Raw genomic sequence first — 18,864 nt, 5'->3', positions numbered from 1 at the left:
GGGTCCGATGAAAAGCCTAGCAAATCCATTGCCCGGACGGCCAGCCAATTTCCACCAAATCCGGTCGGGTGACCAAAACATTGCAATAGAAATTATCAATCCCTCACGCTACTCGCTGATCGCTTTGAGATAACGCGTCATAGAGACATCGAAAATTTCCCGCGCATTTTCCAAGATCTCACCGGCAGGAAATCCCGCATAAATCTTTCCAAATTCGACGTCATTCAAAACCCGGATGATCTCTTTGATGCGTGTGGGTCCAAGAGGAATACGGTTGGGGTAGCTCCGCATAACAGAAACACTTTGCCGATCAGCGCCCGGAAAAATCGTATCTCCGACGAGAAGTGACTTTTGAGTTGCTTGATCAATATGCATCACCGAAGAGCCATCGAAATGTCCGCCGCACCGGATGAGTTGCACACCCTGCCCCAATGATGTGCGATCACCATGCCAAAACTCCTGACGCGGAAACTGTTCGCCTACCCATTGCTTGTCTTGCGCATGGATATAGACAGGGGCATCCAGTGCGTCGGACCAATTGCGCATGGTGGAATAAAAATGCGGATGCGATACCGCCATCGCGCTCACCCCGCCATGGTCAGCGATGAAATTCAAAATGCTCTCATCAACGAGAGGAACAAAGTCCCAAGTATGATTACCTGATGGCGTTGTTACAAAGAACATTCGCTGCCCGATGCCGAACTCTGGTTCAGCACGAAACTCAAACAACCCTTCTTCCCGCTCTAGAACGACTACTTTTCGCCCCTCAGATATTTGCGACAAACTCGTCCACCGCTGACCATCGGCTGGCAAATATTGACGTTCGTCAACACAAATCGAGCAAACGGCCAAGTTGGCATTTTCACTATATTGAACACCGCAAGTTTCACAAATCATCAGAACACCTATAAAGAAAGATTTTTCTTTCTTTATGAAGTTTTGTTCAAAATGTCAAATACATGCGTACAACACGAAGGGTTGCGAGGCGGACGCAGAACATTGATAGATCTCATTGATCTAACTATGCGGCAACCTCGTCATTCGCCTCAGATCTAGAGTTGAGTTTGGCTTTCAAGTCAGCAAACTCAAGTGGTTTGGAAAAGTAATAGCCCTGCAATAAATCGCAACCCAAATTGTCCATCGCGGATTGTTGACCGGCTGTCTCGACGCCTTCGGCAACGACACTCATATTCAACGTATCGGCTAAGCCAACAATTGAGCCGACAATGTTGCGCGTCCTGGCATGCAGCTCCACTTCAGAGATAAAGCTTCTGTCCAGTTTGATGCGATCAAGCGGTAGCTTTTGCAAATAGCTAAGGCTTGAAAAGCCTGTGCCGAAATCGTCAAGCGCGATCTTGCAACCCAAGTTCTTGAGCATGTGCAAGGAGTTCGCCGCGATTTCAAAGTTCTTCATAATCGTGGTTTCAGTTACTTCAAAAGTTATCCGCTCAGCGGGAAAATCAGACTGTTCCACCAGCGAAAGAATTCGCGCCATTGCGTCAGGCGAACCAATATCCAACGCAGAAAGATTAAATGACAAATCCACATCATTTGGCCACGTAGTCGCCGACTGCAACGCGCGCGTCAGAAGACTAAACGTCAATTCGTTCATTAATCCCAAGCGCTCGGCATGAGCGATAAATATATCTGGTGGTACCATGCGACCATTGGGTGTACGCCAGCGCGCAAGCGTTTCGATCGCCTTGATTTTGGATGTGAGCGTATCAACAATCGGCTGATAAACAAGATGGAAATCATCATCAAAATTCGCGCCACGTAGCGCCTGTTCAATTCCACTTGAATCGCGAATGATATCTTCGTGTTCGTGAGAAAAGATGACCGTTGTACCGCGCAACTCTTGCTTCGCGTAATAAAGCGCATAATCTGCTTGCTCAAACAATTTGTGCGCGCCCTCAACTTTCTCAGAATTTGACAAGACGATGCCAATAGATGTTGACGTTTGAATTGGCCCCTCATCCAGCACGAATGGCTCGTTGAAGGCCTCGCAAATCAACTGACCAAGATCACGAGCACATTCTTCACTCATCTCGTTGTGAGCAATGAAGCCAAATTCGTCGCCGCCGAGGCGGGCAAACGAAACCCCATGTTCTTCAAACTGGACCAAACGGGCCGCAACGGCTTTCAGCAAGCGATCCCCACATGGATGCCCATAGACGTCATTCACCAACTTAAACCCATCCAAATCAAGCAAGCCAACGACAATACCTTCCCCCCTATCAACCGTTTTGAAGCGATTATTAAGGTGGGTGAAAAAGCAGCGACGATTTGGCAGGCCGGTCAGACTATCTTGGTTGGCCAACCGTAAATTCTCATCGCTGAGTTTTTGGGTCATACGCTGATTTTCGATCATCTGAGAGAAGTCGTCATTATAAGTCAGCATCGAATAGGCAACGGCGATTGAGATCGCTAAAGTGTTACCAGCCACAATAATTTGTGTCATCTCGCCGCTCGCAAGATAAAAAATCACAAATGGCCCAATGACGCTGGTGGCCGTGGCAAAAGCTGCGGCCCGCAAATAGAGCAAGCAACAAGTTATGCCAATCGCAGTGATCGCAACAAAAAATGGAAACCCAGCCTGCGTCGCCTCATCGCCATAAGGAAATAGGCAGATGGCCCAAGTGACATATCCAAGCGCGATAAGCGCAGACACACGCACCGCCTTCCTCAGGCGGCGCACCGAATCCTTGATACCGTGTTTCTTGTTCTTTTGGCGAAGCCAATAAAGTAAACGCAAACAGCAAATAAAACTTAGCGCAGCCGGCACGGCGATTGTCAAAAACGCGGGGGCTTGGCCAAAGAATGTAAAGGAAAGTGCCCAAATGTTTATGCACGTAATCGCATAAATTAGCGGCGTCCTTCGCGTTAATTCCGCCAACTGAGCGCGCACCAATTCCGGGTTCTTCACCGACACCTGATAGAGTTGCAAGAATTTGTGCAACATACGATCTCCCCTAGTTAACCCATAAGCGATACAACCCAGAATTGAAGAAATTGTTAGATATCATGGTTAAGGTTTGACCTCCCTGCCCAAAAATGCGCATCGGATTCACCCCGCCAAGGGGGCGAAACAACAACATATTGCTTTGTCTGACATCCATGCTAGGCTCACCCCGTAAAGAACCGAAATTCGCGGACAGACCCCTGCAAACCTTAATATCCAAGTTTCGGGCGCGGTCGTTCGCGCTTCAAACAGGACGCGCCCGAAATGGATGACCAACAAGCCTTTGCAGCTGAGCACAATAATCCCAAACTCGGCATGACGCTGATGATTTCCATGGCGTTATTGTTGCCCGCTATGGACGCAATTGGGAAATATCTGACAGACTTTTTGTCGCCGGGCGCAATCGCTCTATTTCGATTTGTCGTCCAAACTGTTCTGTTCATGTGCCTACTTGCCGTTCGGCGAAAGCTTCAATTTCCAAAAGAGCATTGGCGCACAATTTTGTTGCTGGGTGCTTTCATTTGCGTGGTCATGCTCACGCTAATGCTCGGATTGAGTGTGCTGCCATTAGCCACGCTGATTGCGATTTTCTTCGTTGAACCACTAATCCTCGTATTCTTTTCCATGATTTTCCTAGGCGAAAAGGTTGGATGGAGAAGGATCACTGCGTGCTGCGTTGGCCTTATGGGCGCACTAATCATCATACGTCCCAACTATGCAACCTTTGGCATTTACGCCATTACGCCAGTAATTATGGCCGTTTGCATGGCAGGCTATTTCACGGTGACAAAACGCCTCCAAGGCAAAATGGACGGCATAGCAGTGCAGGCATGGGCCACATTATTTGGCACAGGGTTCTTGTTGGTCGCGACCACATTAGGACACAATATCGGCCTAACCGATTTTCAACTGAGCATGCCCACCATTGGCGAATGGGGCTGGCTTGCGCTTTCCGCCACCATGGGTTGTATGGCATATGTGTTGATTGCCGAAGCGTTCAAGCGCGCACCAGCGAGCCTGCTCGCGCCATTTCAATATGTTGAAATTATCGCTGCAACGATCTTAGGATATTTTGTATTCGGCGACTTTCCGGATGCGCTAACATGGCTCGGGATCGCTATCATCCTAGGATCTGGTCTATATGTGTTCTATCGCGAACAGCATACAGACCAGAGTGGTTTGTGATCGCTAGTCAGCAAGATAACGCGCTTTTAGGTGTGCTTTGAAAACACCTACATCAAGAGGCTTGCCAGTTGCTTGGGTGATGAGTTCGGGCGTTGAGTAAAGCGACGCTTTGTGGTGCACATTTTTACGCAACCAAGCAAACACTGAAGTGAAATCACCTTTTTGGACGTCATCTGCCCAGTTTGGCACTTGCGTTTTCAACGTATCAAACAGTTGCGCGGCAACCATGGCGCCGATGGTGTATGTCGGGAAGTAGCCGATTGCGCCACTTGGCCAATGAATATCTTGCATGCAACCATTGCCGATACGGTCTGGGACCACACCAACCGACTTTTTCATCTCGTCGTTCCACGCTGCTTCCATATCGTTGATCTGTAGGTCACCAGACAGCAATGCTTTTTCCAAACGATAACGCAGCATAACGTGCAGCGGATATGTTACTTCGTCAGCATCTACGCGGATAAATCCGCGTTCAACTTTGAGGAGTGATCGGGTGAAGTTCTCCGCTTCCCAAGTTTTGCCAGAAACACCAAATGTGTCCCGGACGATTGGCAACGCATAGGCCAAGAACTCGTCTGAGCGACAAAGCTGCATATCTAGGAATAGCGACTGGCTTTCATGCATGGACATGCCGCGTGCTTCGCCAACCGGCTGGCCGCGCAATTCCTCAGGCAAGCCCATTTCATACATAGCGTGACCGGTTTCATGCAAAACGCCATAAAGGCTTTGGCTGAACGCATCTTCGTTATATCGGGTTGTCAAACGCACATCACCTGGCACACCACCGCAAAACGGGTGAGCGGACACGTCGATACGGCCGTGATTGAAGTCGAATCCCAACGCGGTCATGAACTTTTTGCCAAGTTCTTCTTGGGCACTAACGGGGGTTGCGCCTTCAAGCGGAGCAAACGTCTTATTGTTTGCTTGATGGTCGACCACTTGATCCAAGAATTCTGGCAAGAAGGCCTGAAGTTCGCCAAAATACTGATCGACCTGCGCTTCGCGCATCCCGGGATCAAACTCATCCAACATCGCATCATATTGCGACAGGCCAAGCGCCTCGGCTTTTGCAACCGATGCTTCACGCACCAGTTTAAGAACCGGCTCGAACGCCTTGGCAAAGGATTCGAAATCGTCTTCCCCGCGAGCAGTTTGCCAAACATGGGTACAATGCGTCGTCGCTTTGGTTAGCGCGGCAACCAAGTCATTTGGTAATGCACTCGCGTGATGAAAGCTGCGCTCCATCTCAGCTAAGTTCGCAGCTTCTGTCCCTTGAAGCCCCTCGCCTTTCGCTTCTTCAATCCAGTCGCTTAAAGCCGTGTCTGTGATTTTTTCGTGGGCAACCGATGCAAGCGCAGAGAGCTGTTCCCCGCGCACGCCGGAAGCACCATCAGGCATCATTGTTTCAGCATCCCAACCCAACATGGCAGAGGCACCACGAATGGCAGAAATTTGATCAAAGCGATCAACAAGTTGACGATATGCAGACATATTTTCCATCATTTTCTAAAATCAATCAGAGGTGTGAGCGCCGAGTAGAGCGTCTGAAGAAACAACTGTCAAACGCCTTTATCGTCCCTCGTCAAATTATTCTAATTGGCGGCAGCAGTCGCCCGTTTTGCTTTCAGATTGAGCAACGTGATAATCAGACCAATGGCCGAACATGTCGCAATCACCGCAACCATCGGCATAGGCGTCCCATCAAATACCGCACCTGATACAGCCATCGCACCGGCCGCGGTTACAATTTGCAACGTGCCCATGAGCGCAGATGCGGTGCCGGCATTCGAACCGTGATTATCTAGCGCCAGAACAGCAGTTACCGGCACCACAAGACCCAAAAATCCGTACCCGATAAACAAGAATGTTGACAGAACCGGCCAACCATTAAATCCAGCTGACATGACCACGAACATCGAAATCATTGTGAATGCAAACCCAAACACGCCGAAACGGATTAGAGGAATTAGGCCATACTTTTTCGACAGAACACCGTTCAGCTGTGACATCGCAAAGAACGAAACCGCATTAATCGAGAACGCCAAGCTATATTGCGTTGGGTTTAGGCCGTAATGATCGATAAACACGAACGACGAATTCGCCAAAAACACCATGAAAGACGACATGCCAAAGGCACCGACAAAAGTCATGGCCAAGAACGATCGGTCCTGCATTACCTTCCAATAACTGGAAAATATCGCGCCGACCTGCGCGGGAATGCGCGATTCCTCTGGATGACTTTCCTCCATGAAGAACATGATCATCACAATGCCAAGTGCCCCGATGATTGTGACAACCCAAAAAATCAAGCGCCAATCGCCAAACTGAATAATGCCCGAACCAACGAGTGGCGCCAAAATCGGCGAAATCGAAAAGACCAGCATCAACAAAGACATTAGTTGTGCGGCTTCTGCCCCTGTGTGTAAATCACGCACCACCGCACGGGCGATCACGCCACCAACACATGCACCAAGCCCTTGGAAAAACCGCAGCCCAATGAGCCAATTGATGTCGGTAGCCATCGCGGCGCCCACGCCACAGATCACAAATAGAACCATCCCGAAATACAAAGGCTTCTTGCGTCCATAAATATCGGAAATTGGGCCATAAATAAGCTGACCAAGCCCCAGCGCGAGGAAGAAGGACATCAAGCTGGCTTGAACTGCAGCTGTATCCGCGCCCAGATCTTTCGCAACGGCTGGCAAAGCGGGCAAATACATATCGATCGCAAACGGACCAATCGCTGTAATCAAACCCAGAATCAGGGCGTTTTTGAGCATTCTCGCATTAATCATCAGATCACCAAATGTTCGCGCCCAAAGGCACGCCAAAGAATTAGGAATTTTTGAAGGTGCAATACACCAGATAAGCAGAACGGCGAGTAGGTTGAGCCCGCAATGGTTTTTTATTGGTTCTACTTTTCTTAGCCGTAACCGATTTTTCGAATATTGCAAACAAAAAAAGAGGTCGACAATTGTCGACCCCGTTAAGTTAGGCGTCTGTGTGTGGATTAAATTAGTGCGCCATTAGCACAGGCACTTCGGCTTTTGTGAGCACCGCCCGTGTTACACCGCCAAGCACCCACTCGCGAAAACGTGAATGTCCATAGCCACCGATCACAAACATATCAGCGTCAGCCCGCTCAATCTCGTTGAGCAAAGCGTCCGCTGCATTGTCCCAACCAGTGATGTTACGCAATTCAACATTCACCCCATGTCGATCTAAGTGACGCGCCATGTCCGCGCCGGGCTCAATGCGCAACTCTTCATTCGAGTCTCCTTCATGCACCATGGCCAGTGTGACTTTATCGGCACGCTGCAAAAATGGTACGGCATCCGCTACCGTGCGGGCTGTTTCGCGCGAGTTGCGCCAACCAACGACAATCCGGCTAAATGGTTTTTGAGCAGGAATAGCAGGCGGCACGAACAAGCATGCAAGGCCTGAGCTAAACAAAATCTTTTCCAACAATTCAGGCTGCTCGGTGAAATGTCCATATGGACGTGTCGCAACGAAAATATCGGCAACGCGCGCCTCCTGCGCAATCGCCTCGCCCATCTGTGCACCCACCGTGTCGATGCGGCGCAATTCTGATCGGACATCAAGCTTCTCAAATACGGCCTTTAGCTTGGTTTCTGCCTCATTGCCTTGTGTTTCGGCTTGAGACCGCAATTCTGCAGCAACTTGCCCAACAGAAAATACCCCACCTCCAGCGCTCACTACATCCGGAATTTCAACACACAGCAAGCCGACAAGCATCGCCTCGTGGCGCTGAGCGATTGGAACCGCATAGGAAAGGCGAATTTCGTCTTCCTTACTGCCGTCAAGATGCACTAAAATGTCTTTGATCATGATTATCTCCCCGTTGAAAAAGGTGAAACAGAACTTGTAAATATATGATGCACCTAAGTGCGGTCCGTTGCGTTGATCTTAATCAACGAGCGCAATAGGCTAGTGCCAACAAAGAGACATAGGGAGAGAGCAATGGAAAAAGTGACAGGCATAGGCGGCATGTTTTTCCGCGCAAAAGACCCAACAATGTTGGCCGATTGGTACGAGCAGCATCTGGGTATCGGCAAGACACCACAGGAATATGGCATTATTGGCTGGCGACCCAAAGGCGGCACAACGGTGCTTCAACCCTTTGACGACGACACAGACTATTTCAAGAACAAAGAAAAACAGTTCATGTTCAATTTCCGGGTCGCCAATCTGGATGCGATGGTGCAACAGTTGCGCAACGCTGGAATAGACGTTGAGGTTCAGGCAGAAGCAGAACCGAATGGAAAATTCGCACATCTATTTGATCCTGAAGGCAACCGACTTGAACTGTGGGAGCCAATAGGGATCGACAAAACCGAAGAAGAAAAATGAGCGCAAGATATACCGATCGATTGGAGAACCTTTCTTACACCTATATGGATGGTCCATTGGGTAGAATGATGTTATCCGGCGATCAGGACGCACTGTTCTATCTGGATATCTCGGTTCATAGCAAATTGCCCACGCCGCTTGAAACCTGGACGGAAGATCACAACCGGTTTGCGGGTGAAATTGAGCAATTAGAAGAATTCTTCGCCGGTGAACGCAATAGTTTTGACATCGACATCAAGCTGATCGGCACGGACTATAACAAACGGGTTTGGGCGCAATTACAAAAAATTCCATACGGCGATGCAATAACATATGGGGAGTTGGCTAAACGCATTGGGCAGCCAGAAGGTGCGCAAGCCGTTGGCAATGCCAATGGGCAAAACCCAATCCCCATCATTGTGCCATGCCACCGCGTCATTGCTGCAAAAAACAATCTTGGCGGCTTCACCGGTGGTGTCGAGAAGAAGCAATATTTGCTTCAACTCGAAAAAACCAAAAACGTGCAGTTCAACCTATTTTGAGATCTGAGCCAAAAGTAAAATCAGCAGTTTTGGTGAGCTGGTGGGGAATACACGATTTCGAGCACTGGATAATATTAAACATATTTGAAGCGCGCAGAAATTGTGTATTCGCCAACAGGGCACAAAAGAGCGATTTTAATGCGGCTCAGGCTTACCCAATGCGATTTGATACTGACGAACCGCTTCCGCAAATCCCATCAGCAAAGCATCGGCGGTGATGCCGTGGCCAATTGAAACTTCTGCGACGTTGGGCACAGCTTGCATGAATGCCGGTAAGTTTTCCAATGTCAGGTCGTGCCCCGCATTGATCATCAGCCCAGCAGCACTCGACGCATGGGAAGTAACCTGCATCCGTTGCAAATGGTGATCCCCTTCGGGCGTGCCAAAAGTGCCACCAAATGGCCCAGTGTAAATCTCAATCCGATCAGCGCCAACTTCTGCCGCATCTGGCGGGATGTTTGGATCTTCATCAACAAACAAAGAAACACGAATGCCCGCATCTTTCATGCGCCGTATTGGGTCCGCCAAGACGTTGTGGGAACCTTTTACGTCCCAGCCATGGTCAGATGTGGCCTGGTTTGGATCGTCAGGCACAAAGGTCACTTGATCCGGCTTATTCTTTAAAACCAATTCGACGAATTGTTTGTCCGGATAGCCTTCAATATTGAACTCTTTGTCTGGATATTCTTGTTTGACCAAAGCGGCCAAATCATATGTATCAGCACGCCGAATATGGCGTTCGTCCGGACGGGGATGCACTGTAATCCCATCAGCGCCCGCATCCAGCACCACACGCGCCATACCCACAACACTTGGCCACGGAAGATCGCGTTGATTGCGCAAAAGCGCGACTTTATTCAAATTTACAGAGAGTGCGGTCACCATAATCTCCCCACACTTTGGGTTTGAACCCCTAAGAAACGATTATTTCAAGCGTTAAGGCAAATCCCACGCACTGGCAACATCAAGAACAACGAACTAAGACAAAGGGATGACAATTTTTGCCAAATAAGACATAAGAACCTCACCTTCCACACGTTTTTCAAAATCAGGACTAAGTGCAAATGGACTATCCACGCCTCATTTTCATGCGCCATGGCGAAACTGAATGGAATGTTGCAGGCCGCACGCAAGGGGTTCTCAATTCACCACTTACCGCCAATGGTCGGGACCAAGCAGAAAAACTTGGGCTGATTTTACGCCGTGAACTGCAAACACCTGATGGATTTGACCAATTTGTTAGCCCGCTCGGACGCACGCTTGAAACCGCAGACGGCATCAAAAAGCATTTTGCCTTTGCGCCGACACACGAAAAACGGCTGATGGAAATAAATCTCGGCCAAATTGGCGGCATGACGCGCTTTGAGGTTGAGCAGGAATATCCAGAGCAAGTGGCCGGAAAACAGCGCTACGACTGGTATTTCGGCGCACCTAGCGGCGAGACATTTGAAGATGTTTATGAGCGCTCGAAAAGCTGGCTTGAAAGCCTAACCGGACCAACGATTGCTGTTTCGCACGGCCAAGTCGGCAAAATCATCCGCGGCATTTATTGTGGTCTATCAACAGAACAGATGCTCAGTTTGGGCGAACCACAAGGCGTCGTGCATGTGTTGGAAGATAGCTGCGAAACAATCTGGTCAGCCTGACATTTAGGCCCTATCAAATTCCTTGTGTGAGGCTTCAATATCGTCAGCGTTCGCATAACTCCAATCAACCAATACCTTAATCGGATTTAGCAAAGTCTTGCCTCGTTCGGTTAAACTGTACTCAACGGCGGGCGGGCGCGTATCGTAGACTTTGCGATTGACTAACCCGTCGCGTTCCAATGATTTAAGGGTGACGGTCAACATCCGTTGCGAAATGCCATCAACTGTGCGCAACAGGGCAAGAAAGCGCACGGGCCCTGCCCCAAGTCGCAAAACCACGAGCACCGACCATTTGTCGCCAATTCGGTCCAGCGTATTACGCACCGGACATGGCACTTCATATCCCGCATTTTCCCAAGCTTGATATTCATCACAAAGGTTTTTGGTTTGGTTTTCTTCAGCTGACATATGGTTACCTCAAAGTGCCTACCAGAGTTCAAAATGCCTTCTTTCGCGACGACAAGATGTGATTATATATAGCAGTTCCTAAAGGTAACCAACACACAATCAGGAACTATCATGACCAAAACTGTTGCGATATTTAACGCCAATTCCGCCCAAGCCGCGCCTGTCGCTGCCCAAGCAATACATCAAGGCCTGGATGTTCGCGCCCTTGTTCGAAATGCAGATCAAAAAAAGCCGACAAAAAATCTCACATATCAGTCTACAGACCTGTTGAAAAGGGATCAGGTGGTTGAAGCATTGAGAGGTGTGGATGCCGCATTTTTGCACCTCCCGGTCCCAAAAGATTTTTCACACCCTCAAATTTGGCTGACCAATTTCATTGAAGCAGCTCACGAGACAAAACTGCCGCTTATGGTCTTCTCTACATCGGGGCCTGCTGGCAATGAATATGCCTCAACACCCATGATCGATGGCGTCACGGCTACTGTTGAAGCTGTCCGTTCAAGTGGGTTGAATGCTATCATATTGCAGCCAACTATTTATCTTGAAAATCTCTTTGTGCCACCATTTGTGCCAAAATTGCATGACGCAGGCATACTGAATTATCCACCAATGCCTGAGACACGCAAAATCCCCTTCGTCTCGCATAATGACCAAGCAAAGGTTGCCGTAGCGGCATTGCAACGGCCAGAACTTGCCGGACAAAGCTTCAAGATCGGCTCGCCAAATCCACTTACTGGATCTGAGCTTGCCGTGGCACTTTCGGGATGGATTGGTAAAAAGGTAGAATTCAACCCTCAGACACCCGAAGAGTTTGGCGCTCATATTGGTCAATTGTTTGGCAGTGAAGCCGTTGGCGATGGTTTAGCGGGGCTATACCAATCCTTGAACAGCGCAAATGAGAATTACGTAAACATCCAAACGGATGAGTTGGAACGAATATTCGAGGTGCAGCTAACAAGCATCGAGCAACATATTGCGTCTTGGCCAAAGCCATAAACAAAAAGGCCGCATCAGTTTAACGATGCGGCCTCTTTCAATTCACAAAAGCAGTGCGATCTACATACCTTCTTTACCGCGAGAAATTGCGGTAAGGCCGGTGCGGACCACTTCAACTAAACCGAGTGGTTGCATCAATGCGATGAACTGCTCGACCTTGTTTGGGCGACCTGTGATTTCAAACACAAAGCTTTCAATAGACGCGTCAACGACATTGGCGCGGAATGCTTCTGCCAACCGCAGGGTTTCGACACGATTTTCGCCTTTGCCTGCAACCTTGACCAGCGCAAGTTCGCGCTCAAGCGCTTTGCCTTCTGCGGTCAAATCATGCACGCGATGAACTGGTACCAACCGCTCCAATTGAAGCTTAATTTGCGACAGCACTTTTGGCGTTGCAACTGTTACAATCGTGATGCGCGAACGGTGACGATCATGCTCTGTTTCAGAGACAGTTAGACTGTCAATATTGAAACCACGCGCGGAGAATAGCCCAACCACGCGGGCCAAAACACCTGGCTCATTGTCAACAAGAACAGTCAATGTATGGCGTTCAACCAACTGGTTGCGCTCTTTATCCCAACTTGGCTTAAACAAGGGCTTTCCCCTTTTCATCAATAATATTGCCGATATCTGCGGTGTCGGCCAAAATCATTTCATTGTGGGCTTTGCCCGATGGGATCATCGGCAAGCAGTTTTCTTCCTTGGTCACACGGCAATCAAACAGCACAGGTTTATCGCTATTGATCATTTCCATGATCTTGTCGTCCAATTCTGCCGGGTCGTCGCACATTATGCCGTGCCCGCCAAATGCTTCGGCCATTTTAACAAAGTCCGGTAAGCTTTCGGAATATGAATTTGAATAACGCCCACCATGCAGCAATTCTTGCCACTGGCGCACCATGCCCATCCGTTCATTATTCAATATGAAGATTTTGATCGGCAGTCCATATTGAACAGCAGTCGACATTTCTTGCATCGTCATCTGCACACTGGCTTCCCCAGCAATATCAATCACCAAAGCATTTGGGTGTGCAACCTGCACGCCAACAGCCGCCGGCAAACCATAGCCCATGGTGCCCAAGCCACCGGAAGTCATCCAACGGTTTGGCTCATTGAAGTGAAAATATTGGGCCGCCCACATCTGATGTTGACCGACTTCAGTGGTGATATAGACGTCTTTTTCTTTGGTCAGTTCATACAACCGCTCAATGGCATATTGCGGTTTGATATGCTCTTGTGACGGCTGATATCGAAGCGATTTCACATCGCGCCATTCACCAATTTCTTTCCACCAGCCAGAAATCGCCTCTGTGCGCGGCTCGTTGGTGCGAGATCGCCAAATGCGCACCATCTCCTCCAAAACCAAACCGCAATCGCCGACAATAGGTAAATCAACTTCAATGTTTTTGTTGATCGATGAAGGATCAATATCAATATGGATTTTCTTCGAATTCGGCGAAAACCCATCGATCCGGCCAGTAATTCGGTCGTCAAATCGCGCGCCGACACAGATCATCAAATCACAATCATGCATCGCCATGTTGGCTTCGTAAGTGCCGTGCATACCGAGCATGCCGAGCCACTTCTCGTCAGACGCTGGGAATGCGCCAAGGCCCATCAATGTTGAGGTGACTGGAAAACCGGTTAGTTCCGCCATTTCGCGCAACTCGTTTGCCGCTTCGGGCCCTGAATTCACTACACCGCCACCTGTATAAAGGATTGGCTTTTCCGCCTTCAACATCATGTCGACGGCCATTTTGATAGCTTCCAAATCACCGGACATTTGCGGCTTGTAAGTTGGGTGCGAACCAGTGTTGGGCTTAAAATAATTCCCCAATGCAAACTGAACATCTTTTGGGATATCAATGACAACCGGTCCGGGTCGACCACTTGTTGCGACAAAGAATGCTTCGTGCAAAATGCGCGGCAAATCTTCAACAGACTTCACCAAATAATTGTGCTTGGTGCAGTTCCGCGTAATGCCAACTGTATCACATTCTTGAAATGCGTCCGAGCCGATCAATGGTGTCGGTACTTGCCCAGTGATGCAGACCATGGGGATTGAATCAAGCAATGCATCTGTGAGACCTGTGACAGCATTTGTGGCCCCTGGGCCAGATGTCACAAGTACGACGCCACATTTTCCAGTTGAACGTGCATAGCCTTCTGCTGCGTGTGTAGCACCTTGTTCGTGCCGCACCAGAATATGCTCAAGCTTGTCCGTTTGGAAAATTGCATCGTAAATCGGCAAAACAGCGCCGCCGGGATAGCCAAACAAATGTTCAACTTCCTGATCGATCAACGCTTGAATGACCATTTCTGCGCCGGTCATTTCCTGAGCCATCTTTCTCACTTCTCCTCAATTGGCGTACCCAAGGTTACCTTAGATACGTTTTAGACATAAAAAAAGGCCCCGTTTGGGACCTAGACATGCACCGACACTCGCAAACTTCCTTAGATGTTTGCGCCGCCGGTGCCACTAATCACGAGTACGAGAACGGTCCGCATGGGACTCCCTTACCAAAATTCAATTGTTGGACAACATTGGTAAGGGGCAGTTTTTTATCGGTCAAGCCCCTAATTGCATCAAAACCGTTCGGTAGGACATTTTTACTTGACGGGTACATATGAATTTGAAAGCTCTAATTAAAATAAACATCTCAGTTTTGGCGCTCCAACTGCCCATAAATATCCGGAACAAAAAATGACTTTAAATCAACTTGATGCGGTTACCTCTTATGTAAATGAAAACTTTGACCTCTCGGTCAACCGGCTCATTGATTGGCTAAAAATCCCATCGGTCAGCACCGACCCGCAGTTTGACGAAGAGGTGTTGCGCGCAGCCAACTGGATGGGCGAGCAACTGTCGGCTCTAGGTTTTGAAATCGAACTGATTGAGACAGCGGGCCACCCGGTGCTTTTTGCGGAACGCAAATCTTCAAATCAAGATGCACCGACAGCCCTTTATTACGGGCATTATGATGTGCAGCCCGGCGATCCGTTCGAATTGTGGGAAACCGCGCCGTTTGAACCGGTGATCAAAGACAGCAAATATGGCAAGAAGCTCGTCGCTCGCGGCGCACAAGACGATAAGGGCCAAGTCATGACCTTTATTGAAGCGTTCCGCGCATGGGTTGAAGTTGCCGGGGATTTGCCGTGCAATGTCAAAATCATGCTGGAAGGCGAAGAAGAAACCGGCAGCCCAAGCCTCGCGGGTTTCCTCGACGCCAACAAAGATCGTCTGACGGCCGACGTCTGTGTGGTTTGCGACACAGGCATGTGGGACATTGACACCCCAGCCATCACCTATTCACTCCGCGGCCTTTTGGACGCAGAAATCACAATCACCGGCCCAACGCGCGACCTTCATTCAGGCATGTATGGTGGTGCGGTGGTCAATCCGTTGCACGCCCTATCATCCATCGTTGCTCAGCTGCATGATGAAAATGGCAAGATCCAAATCAAAGATTTTTACGACGGCGTACCAGAAATCACCCAAGAAGAACGCGCAGAGTTGGCCGCACTTAAACATGACGATGACGGGTTTTTCGGCGAAATCGGATTGTCTGGCCCGGCAGGTGAACCCGAATTCACCGCCCTTGAGAAGCTTTGGGCACGCCCGACATGCGACGTGAACGGCATGTGGGGTGGCTATATTGGCGAGGGCCATAAAACCGTCATCGCATCACAAGCCAGTCTAAAACTCTCATGTCGTCTCGTCGGCAATCAAGATCCACATACAATTTTGAAGAACGTCGAAGCCTTCTTCAAAGAGCGTTTGCCTAAAGACTTCACCATGACCTTGAAGAACCATGGAACTGGCGTTGCCGTAAAATTGCCCGTGGAAAGCGCATTCTTGAAGGCGGCTAAAGCTGGTTTGGACCATGAATTCGACAATCCAACAAAACTAATCGGCATGGGCGGCTCCATTCCTGCCGTCGGCCAGATCAAAGAAACACTTGGGCTTGATAGCGTCATGGTCGGTTTTGGCCTTTCAGACGACAATATCCACTCGCCAAACGAAAAATATGAGCTGACTTGTTTGCAACGCGGCATCCGATCTCATGCTGCGATTTTGGCCAAAATGGCCGAGGTAACATAATTGAGGCGACATGACCCAATTTACTGCGTCTGAAACCCGGGTACACGATGTCCTTCGTGCTTCCGGGTCCACTGCACAGATCAAGCAACTCGATGAACTCGCTCACACGGCGCAGCAAGCCGCAGATGCTTTGAGCATCGAGGTGGCCCAAATCGTCAAGTCCCTCGTGTTCAGGGGCGCGGAAACAGACAAGGCCTATTTGCTACTCGTGTCCGGCAACAATCGCGTGCATGAACGCAGGGTCGGTCGCCAACTTGGTGAAAAACTTGCGCGGGCAGACGCCGACTTTGTGCGAGAACACACTGGATTTGCGATAGGCGGTGTCTCGCCACTTGGCGCCGTCGGGGACGTTGAAATCTTTATTGATCAAACGCTGATAGGGTTAGGCGAAATCTGGGCCGCGGCGGGCCACCCTCGCTCAGTATTTCCAACAACAGGCGAAGAATTGAAAGGGCTTACAAACGCGAAGTCGATTTGCGTGACCTAAATGCCGAAAATGTAGCAGATACTTCTTGATGTTCACTTTTTTGTGAACACCAGTCTTGCAATGAAAACCACACGACTTACGTCTGCGGGGCCAATTCAGCCCCAGGACCAATCAGCCCAGGACTATTCGTCATGTTTTCAGCTTCAGTTTCCAATTTCTTTAAGACCACAATCCTATCGTTCACTTTGGCGGCATCCACCAGTGCCGCATTCGCGCAAGACAGTTCAGCCAATGCCAACAATCCCAACACTGCCCCAGACCTAACCCCGGCAGATGCGCTCCATTGGGCAGATGAATTGCTACCGTCCGCACTTCAAAAAGGTAAAATTGCTGGCGCAGTTGTGGTCATTGTCAAAGATGGCGAATTATTATTCGACAAGGGATATGGCTTTGCCGACCTTGCAAACAAGGTCCCAGTAAACCCAGAAGACACAATGTTTCGCATCGGGTCGGTCACAAAACTCTTTACGTGGACAGCGGTGATGCAATTGGTCGAAAGTGCGAAAATCGACCTTGATGCAGACATAAATCTATATCTCGATTTTCCAGTAAATTCACCGTCAGGCAGCCCGATTACGATGCGCCATTTGATGACACATACTGCGGGATTTGAAGATAAGTTCAAAATATTGGCCGTCCGTGATATTGATCAAATGCCAACGCTTGAAAACTATCTCAAAGACAATTTGCCCGCGACCATTTTTGAACCCGGCAGCACACCAGCCTATTCAAATTATGCAACCGCGCTGGCCGGATACATCATTTCCCGGGTCTCAGGCATGCCGTATGAGGCCTATATCATTCAGAACATTCATTTACCGCTCAATATGAGCAATTCGACATTAAGTCAGCCGGTTCCCGCAGCCCTCATCTCGAAATTATCCAATGGATATCAAATCTCGTCGGATCAAACGCCTTATCCATTTGAATTGATTCCAATGGGGCCTGCTGGCGCTCTTTCAGCCACTGGCAATGACATGGCGCGGTTTATGATCGCTCATCTGAACAATGGCGCGGGCTTGTTCTTGGCAGATACAGCCAATTTGATGCACACCAGCGCCGACGTGCATATATCACCACTAAACAGTATGCTTTTGGGTTTCTATCAACAGGATCGCAACGGGCATCGCATCCTCGCGCATGGTGGCGATACCGAAGTTTTTCACACGAGTTTGAGCCTGTTCCCCGATCAAAATGTCGGCATATTCGTTGCCCTCAACAGTAAGGGAGTTAAAGGCGCGCATGCCGGAATCCGGGCACAAATATTCGATCAATTCACTGACCGATATTTTCCCTCAGTCGAAAAATCAGTCAGCCCATTCTCCCCCATTCCAGAACAGGCCGCCCAACTTTCCGGTGCTTACGAGAATTCAAGAGGCTCAAGAACAAGTTTTATGGCTTTCAAGAATTTTGAAGGTCAAATGAACATTTCGGCAAACCCGGATGGCAGCTTACTGACCAAAATTGGTAAGCATCAACGGAAATGGGTACAGATCGCGCCATATGTATGGCAGGCTGAAAACAGCAAGGATCGCCTTGCGGCCCGTGTTGAAAACAACCAAGTGACAGCCGTCGCATATGAGCCCTTCGCCGCCTATTCGATAATGTTGCCGGTGCCACAATGGCGCGCATTCTCAGTGCTCGATCCGTTGCTGCAAATCACGCTGATCATATTGTCATTGACCGTTATCGCGTGGCCCTTGGCTGAACTCGTCCGTTGGAAATTTGCAACGTCCGGAAAAATTCCGCAATCGCTATTTGGCGGCAATTTCACTGCCCACCGTGCAATGTTCCTGCTGTCAGGTCTTGTTCTTTTGTACCTATTGGCCTGGCATGAATTCTTTGATTGGAGTTTTTCTGACCTTTTGAATTTGGATGGATCGGCAGATCCAGCATTGATCGGATTGCAGGTAATGGCCATTTTCCCGATTGCAGCACTTATTGCGTCGCTTGGGAATTTGGGCCTATCGCTGCGTCATGATGGCATTTGGGTGACAAAAATATGGGCTGTGCTCATATGCGTGTCATCTTGCCTAGTGGTTTGGTATGTATGGAATGCCGGTTTCCTGAACATCGGTTTGTCATATTAACGAGCTGAAATTCGCCGATCTATCGACGCAATCTCCACAAATGGGCAAAATGGTAATTACTTGCCATTTTGCCCAATTGAACAATCGGACAATTTC

Annotated in this window: 17 protein-coding genes; 8 read left to right on the top strand and 9 right to left on the bottom strand. The window is 49.2% G+C overall.

What is annotated here, in order from left to right; genetic code table 11:
- Positions 1 to 108: 108 nt before the first annotated feature.
- Complete coding sequence (locus tag AC2D8L_RS02165; RefSeq protein WP_484683810.1) at positions 109 to 897, bottom strand: MBL fold metallo-hydrolase; 789 nt, start codon at positions 895 to 897, stop codon at positions 109 to 111.
- A gap of 124 nt (positions 898 to 1,021) precedes the next feature.
- Positions 1,022 to 2,962: a putative bifunctional diguanylate cyclase/phosphodiesterase gene (locus AC2D8L_RS02160; RefSeq protein WP_484683809.1), complete on the bottom strand. Its 1,941-nt coding sequence runs from the start codon at positions 2,960 to 2,962 to the stop codon at positions 1,022 to 1,024.
- A 264-nt stretch (positions 2,963 to 3,226) separates the two neighbouring features.
- Between AC2D8L_RS02160 and AC2D8L_RS02155 the strand changes: the two genes are divergently transcribed.
- Positions 3,227 to 4,147: a DMT family transporter gene (locus tag AC2D8L_RS02155; protein ID WP_484683808.1), complete on the top strand. Its 921-nt coding sequence runs from the start codon at positions 3,227 to 3,229 to the stop codon at positions 4,145 to 4,147.
- Positions 4,148 to 4,150: 3 nt separating this feature from the next.
- On the opposite strand, the gene AC2D8L_RS02150 is transcribed toward AC2D8L_RS02155, so the two are convergent.
- The 3 genes from AC2D8L_RS02150 to AC2D8L_RS02140 form a co-directional block, all read right to left on the bottom strand.
- On the bottom strand, positions 4,151 to 5,638 hold the full coding sequence (locus AC2D8L_RS02150) for a carboxypeptidase M32 (RefSeq protein ID WP_484683807.1): 1,488 nt from the start codon (positions 5,636 to 5,638) through the stop codon (positions 4,151 to 4,153).
- Between the two features lie 101 nt (positions 5,639 to 5,739).
- Positions 5,740 to 6,939: a multidrug effflux MFS transporter gene (locus AC2D8L_RS02145; protein WP_484685138.1), complete on the bottom strand. Its 1,200-nt coding sequence runs from the start codon at positions 6,937 to 6,939 to the stop codon at positions 5,740 to 5,742.
- 223 nt (positions 6,940 to 7,162) lie between these two features.
- Positions 7,163 to 7,996 (bottom strand): universal stress protein, encoded by an 834-nt coding sequence (locus AC2D8L_RS02140; protein ID WP_484683806.1) that lies wholly within the window; start codon positions 7,994 to 7,996, stop codon positions 7,163 to 7,165.
- 132 nt (positions 7,997 to 8,128) lie between these two features.
- Here AC2D8L_RS02140 and AC2D8L_RS02135 point away from each other — a divergent pair, with 132 nt between their 5' ends.
- Together AC2D8L_RS02135 and AC2D8L_RS02130 are read left to right on the top strand one after the other, a co-directional pair.
- Positions 8,129 to 8,518, top strand: coding sequence for a VOC family protein (locus AC2D8L_RS02135; RefSeq protein ID WP_484683805.1), 390 nt, complete (start codon positions 8,129 to 8,131; stop codon positions 8,516 to 8,518).
- The gene (locus tag AC2D8L_RS02130) at positions 8,515 to 9,039 is read left to right on the top strand and encodes a methylated-DNA--[protein]-cysteine S-methyltransferase (protein WP_484683804.1); all 525 of its coding nucleotides are present in this window, start codon (positions 8,515 to 8,517) and stop codon (positions 9,037 to 9,039) included. The genes AC2D8L_RS02135 and AC2D8L_RS02130 overlap by 4 nt, the downstream gene beginning before the upstream one ends.
- Before the next feature lie 135 nt (positions 9,040 to 9,174).
- On the opposite strand, the gene AC2D8L_RS02125 is transcribed toward AC2D8L_RS02130, so the two are convergent.
- Positions 9,175 to 9,924, bottom strand: a complete 750-nt coding sequence (locus AC2D8L_RS02125) for a pyridoxine 5'-phosphate synthase (RefSeq protein WP_484683803.1) — start codon at positions 9,922 to 9,924, stop codon at positions 9,175 to 9,177.
- Positions 9,925 to 10,103: 179 nt separating this feature from the next.
- Here AC2D8L_RS02125 and AC2D8L_RS02120 point away from each other — a divergent pair, with 179 nt between their 5' ends.
- Positions 10,104 to 10,685, top strand: a complete 582-nt coding sequence (locus AC2D8L_RS02120) for a histidine phosphatase family protein (RefSeq protein ID WP_484683802.1) — start codon at positions 10,104 to 10,106, stop codon at positions 10,683 to 10,685.
- 3 nt (positions 10,686 to 10,688) lie between these two features.
- Here AC2D8L_RS02120 and AC2D8L_RS02115 read toward each other — a convergent pair whose 3' ends face one another.
- Positions 10,689 to 11,093, bottom strand: coding sequence for a winged helix-turn-helix transcriptional regulator (locus AC2D8L_RS02115; protein WP_484683801.1), 405 nt, complete (start codon positions 11,091 to 11,093; stop codon positions 10,689 to 10,691).
- Between the two features lie 111 nt (positions 11,094 to 11,204).
- Here AC2D8L_RS02115 and AC2D8L_RS02110 point away from each other — a divergent pair, with 111 nt between their 5' ends.
- On the top strand, positions 11,205 to 12,089 hold the full coding sequence (locus AC2D8L_RS02110; RefSeq protein ID WP_484683800.1) for an SDR family oxidoreductase: 885 nt from the start codon (positions 11,205 to 11,207) through the stop codon (positions 12,087 to 12,089).
- Between the two features lie 60 nt (positions 12,090 to 12,149).
- On the opposite strand, the gene ilvN is transcribed toward AC2D8L_RS02110, so the two are convergent.
- Both ilvN and AC2D8L_RS02100 read right to left on the bottom strand, forming a co-directional pair.
- On the bottom strand, positions 12,150 to 12,701 hold the full coding sequence (gene ilvN / locus AC2D8L_RS02105; protein ID WP_484683799.1) for an acetolactate synthase small subunit: 552 nt from the start codon (positions 12,699 to 12,701) through the stop codon (positions 12,150 to 12,152).
- Positions 12,676 to 14,433 carry an acetolactate synthase 3 large subunit gene (locus AC2D8L_RS02100; RefSeq protein WP_484683798.1) on the bottom strand — a complete coding sequence of 586 codons (1,758 nt, stop codon included), beginning with the start codon at positions 14,431 to 14,433 and terminating at the stop codon, positions 12,676 to 12,678. The genes ilvN and AC2D8L_RS02100 overlap by 26 nt, the downstream gene beginning before the upstream one ends.
- A 360-nt stretch (positions 14,434 to 14,793) precedes the next feature.
- On the opposite strand from AC2D8L_RS02100, the gene AC2D8L_RS02095 reads away from it, so the two are divergent.
- The 3 genes from AC2D8L_RS02095 to AC2D8L_RS02085 all read left to right on the top strand — a co-directional run bounded on the left by AC2D8L_RS02095 (position 14,794) and on the right by AC2D8L_RS02085 (position 18,768).
- The gene (locus tag AC2D8L_RS02095; protein ID WP_484683797.1) at positions 14,794 to 16,191 is read left to right on the top strand and encodes a dipeptidase; all 1,398 of its coding nucleotides are present in this window, start codon (positions 14,794 to 14,796) and stop codon (positions 16,189 to 16,191) included.
- A 10-nt stretch (positions 16,192 to 16,201) separates the two neighbouring features.
- The gene (locus tag AC2D8L_RS02090; RefSeq protein WP_484683796.1) at positions 16,202 to 16,678 is read left to right on the top strand and encodes a YbaK/EbsC family protein; all 477 of its coding nucleotides are present in this window, start codon (positions 16,202 to 16,204) and stop codon (positions 16,676 to 16,678) included.
- A 131-nt stretch (positions 16,679 to 16,809) separates the two neighbouring features.
- On the top strand, positions 16,810 to 18,768 hold the full coding sequence (locus AC2D8L_RS02085; protein ID WP_484683795.1) for a serine hydrolase domain-containing protein: 1,959 nt from the start codon (positions 16,810 to 16,812) through the stop codon (positions 18,766 to 18,768).
- Positions 18,769 to 18,864: the final 96 nt, after the last annotated feature.

The organism is Maritalea sp. YIW29 (assembly GCF_057219265.1).
Note: the sequence above shows the minus strand (reverse complement) of the source record. Positions and strands in the feature narration are given on the sequence as shown.

Excerpts from the sequence above, each read along its gene's own strand:
- AC2D8L_RS02120 (WP_484683802.1), top strand. The coding sequence starts at position 10,104 with ATGGACTATCCACGCCTCATTTTCATGCGCCATGGCGAAACTGAATGG.
- AC2D8L_RS02130 (WP_484683804.1), top strand. The coding sequence starts at position 8,515 with ATGAGCGCAAGATATACCGATCGATTGGAGAACCTTTCTTACACCTAT.
- AC2D8L_RS02100 (WP_484683798.1), bottom strand. The coding sequence starts at position 14,433 with ATGGCTCAGGAAATGACCGGCGCAGAAATGGTCATTCAAGCGTTGATC.
- AC2D8L_RS02110 (WP_484683800.1), top strand. The coding sequence starts at position 11,205 with ATGACCAAAACTGTTGCGATATTTAACGCCAATTCCGCCCAAGCCGCG.
- AC2D8L_RS02125 (WP_484683803.1), bottom strand. The coding sequence starts at position 9,924 with ATGGTGACCGCACTCTCTGTAAATTTGAATAAAGTCGCGCTTTTGCGC.
- AC2D8L_RS02090 (WP_484683796.1), top strand. The coding sequence starts at position 16,202 with ATGACCCAATTTACTGCGTCTGAAACCCGGGTACACGATGTCCTTCGT.
- ilvN (WP_484683799.1), bottom strand. The coding sequence starts at position 12,701 with ATGAAAAGGGGAAAGCCCTTGTTTAAGCCAAGTTGGGATAAAGAGCGC.
- AC2D8L_RS02150 (WP_484683807.1), bottom strand. The coding sequence starts at position 5,638 with ATGTCTGCATATCGTCAACTTGTTGATCGCTTTGATCAAATTTCTGCC.
- AC2D8L_RS02140 (WP_484683806.1), bottom strand. The coding sequence starts at position 7,996 with ATGATCAAAGACATTTTAGTGCATCTTGACGGCAGTAAGGAAGACGAA.
- AC2D8L_RS02115 (WP_484683801.1), bottom strand. The coding sequence starts at position 11,093 with ATGTCAGCTGAAGAAAACCAAACCAAAAACCTTTGTGATGAATATCAA.
- AC2D8L_RS02135 (WP_484683805.1), top strand. The coding sequence starts at position 8,129 with ATGGAAAAAGTGACAGGCATAGGCGGCATGTTTTTCCGCGCAAAAGAC.
- AC2D8L_RS02155 (WP_484683808.1), top strand. The coding sequence starts at position 3,227 with ATGGATGACCAACAAGCCTTTGCAGCTGAGCACAATAATCCCAAACTC.
- AC2D8L_RS02095 (WP_484683797.1), top strand. The coding sequence starts at position 14,794 with ATGACTTTAAATCAACTTGATGCGGTTACCTCTTATGTAAATGAAAAC.
- AC2D8L_RS02085 (WP_484683795.1), top strand. The coding sequence starts at position 16,810 with ATGTTTTCAGCTTCAGTTTCCAATTTCTTTAAGACCACAATCCTATCG.
- AC2D8L_RS02165 (WP_484683810.1), bottom strand. The coding sequence starts at position 897 with ATGATTTGTGAAACTTGCGGTGTTCAATATAGTGAAAATGCCAACTTG.
- AC2D8L_RS02160 (WP_484683809.1), bottom strand. The coding sequence starts at position 2,962 with ATGTTGCACAAATTCTTGCAACTCTATCAGGTGTCGGTGAAGAACCCG.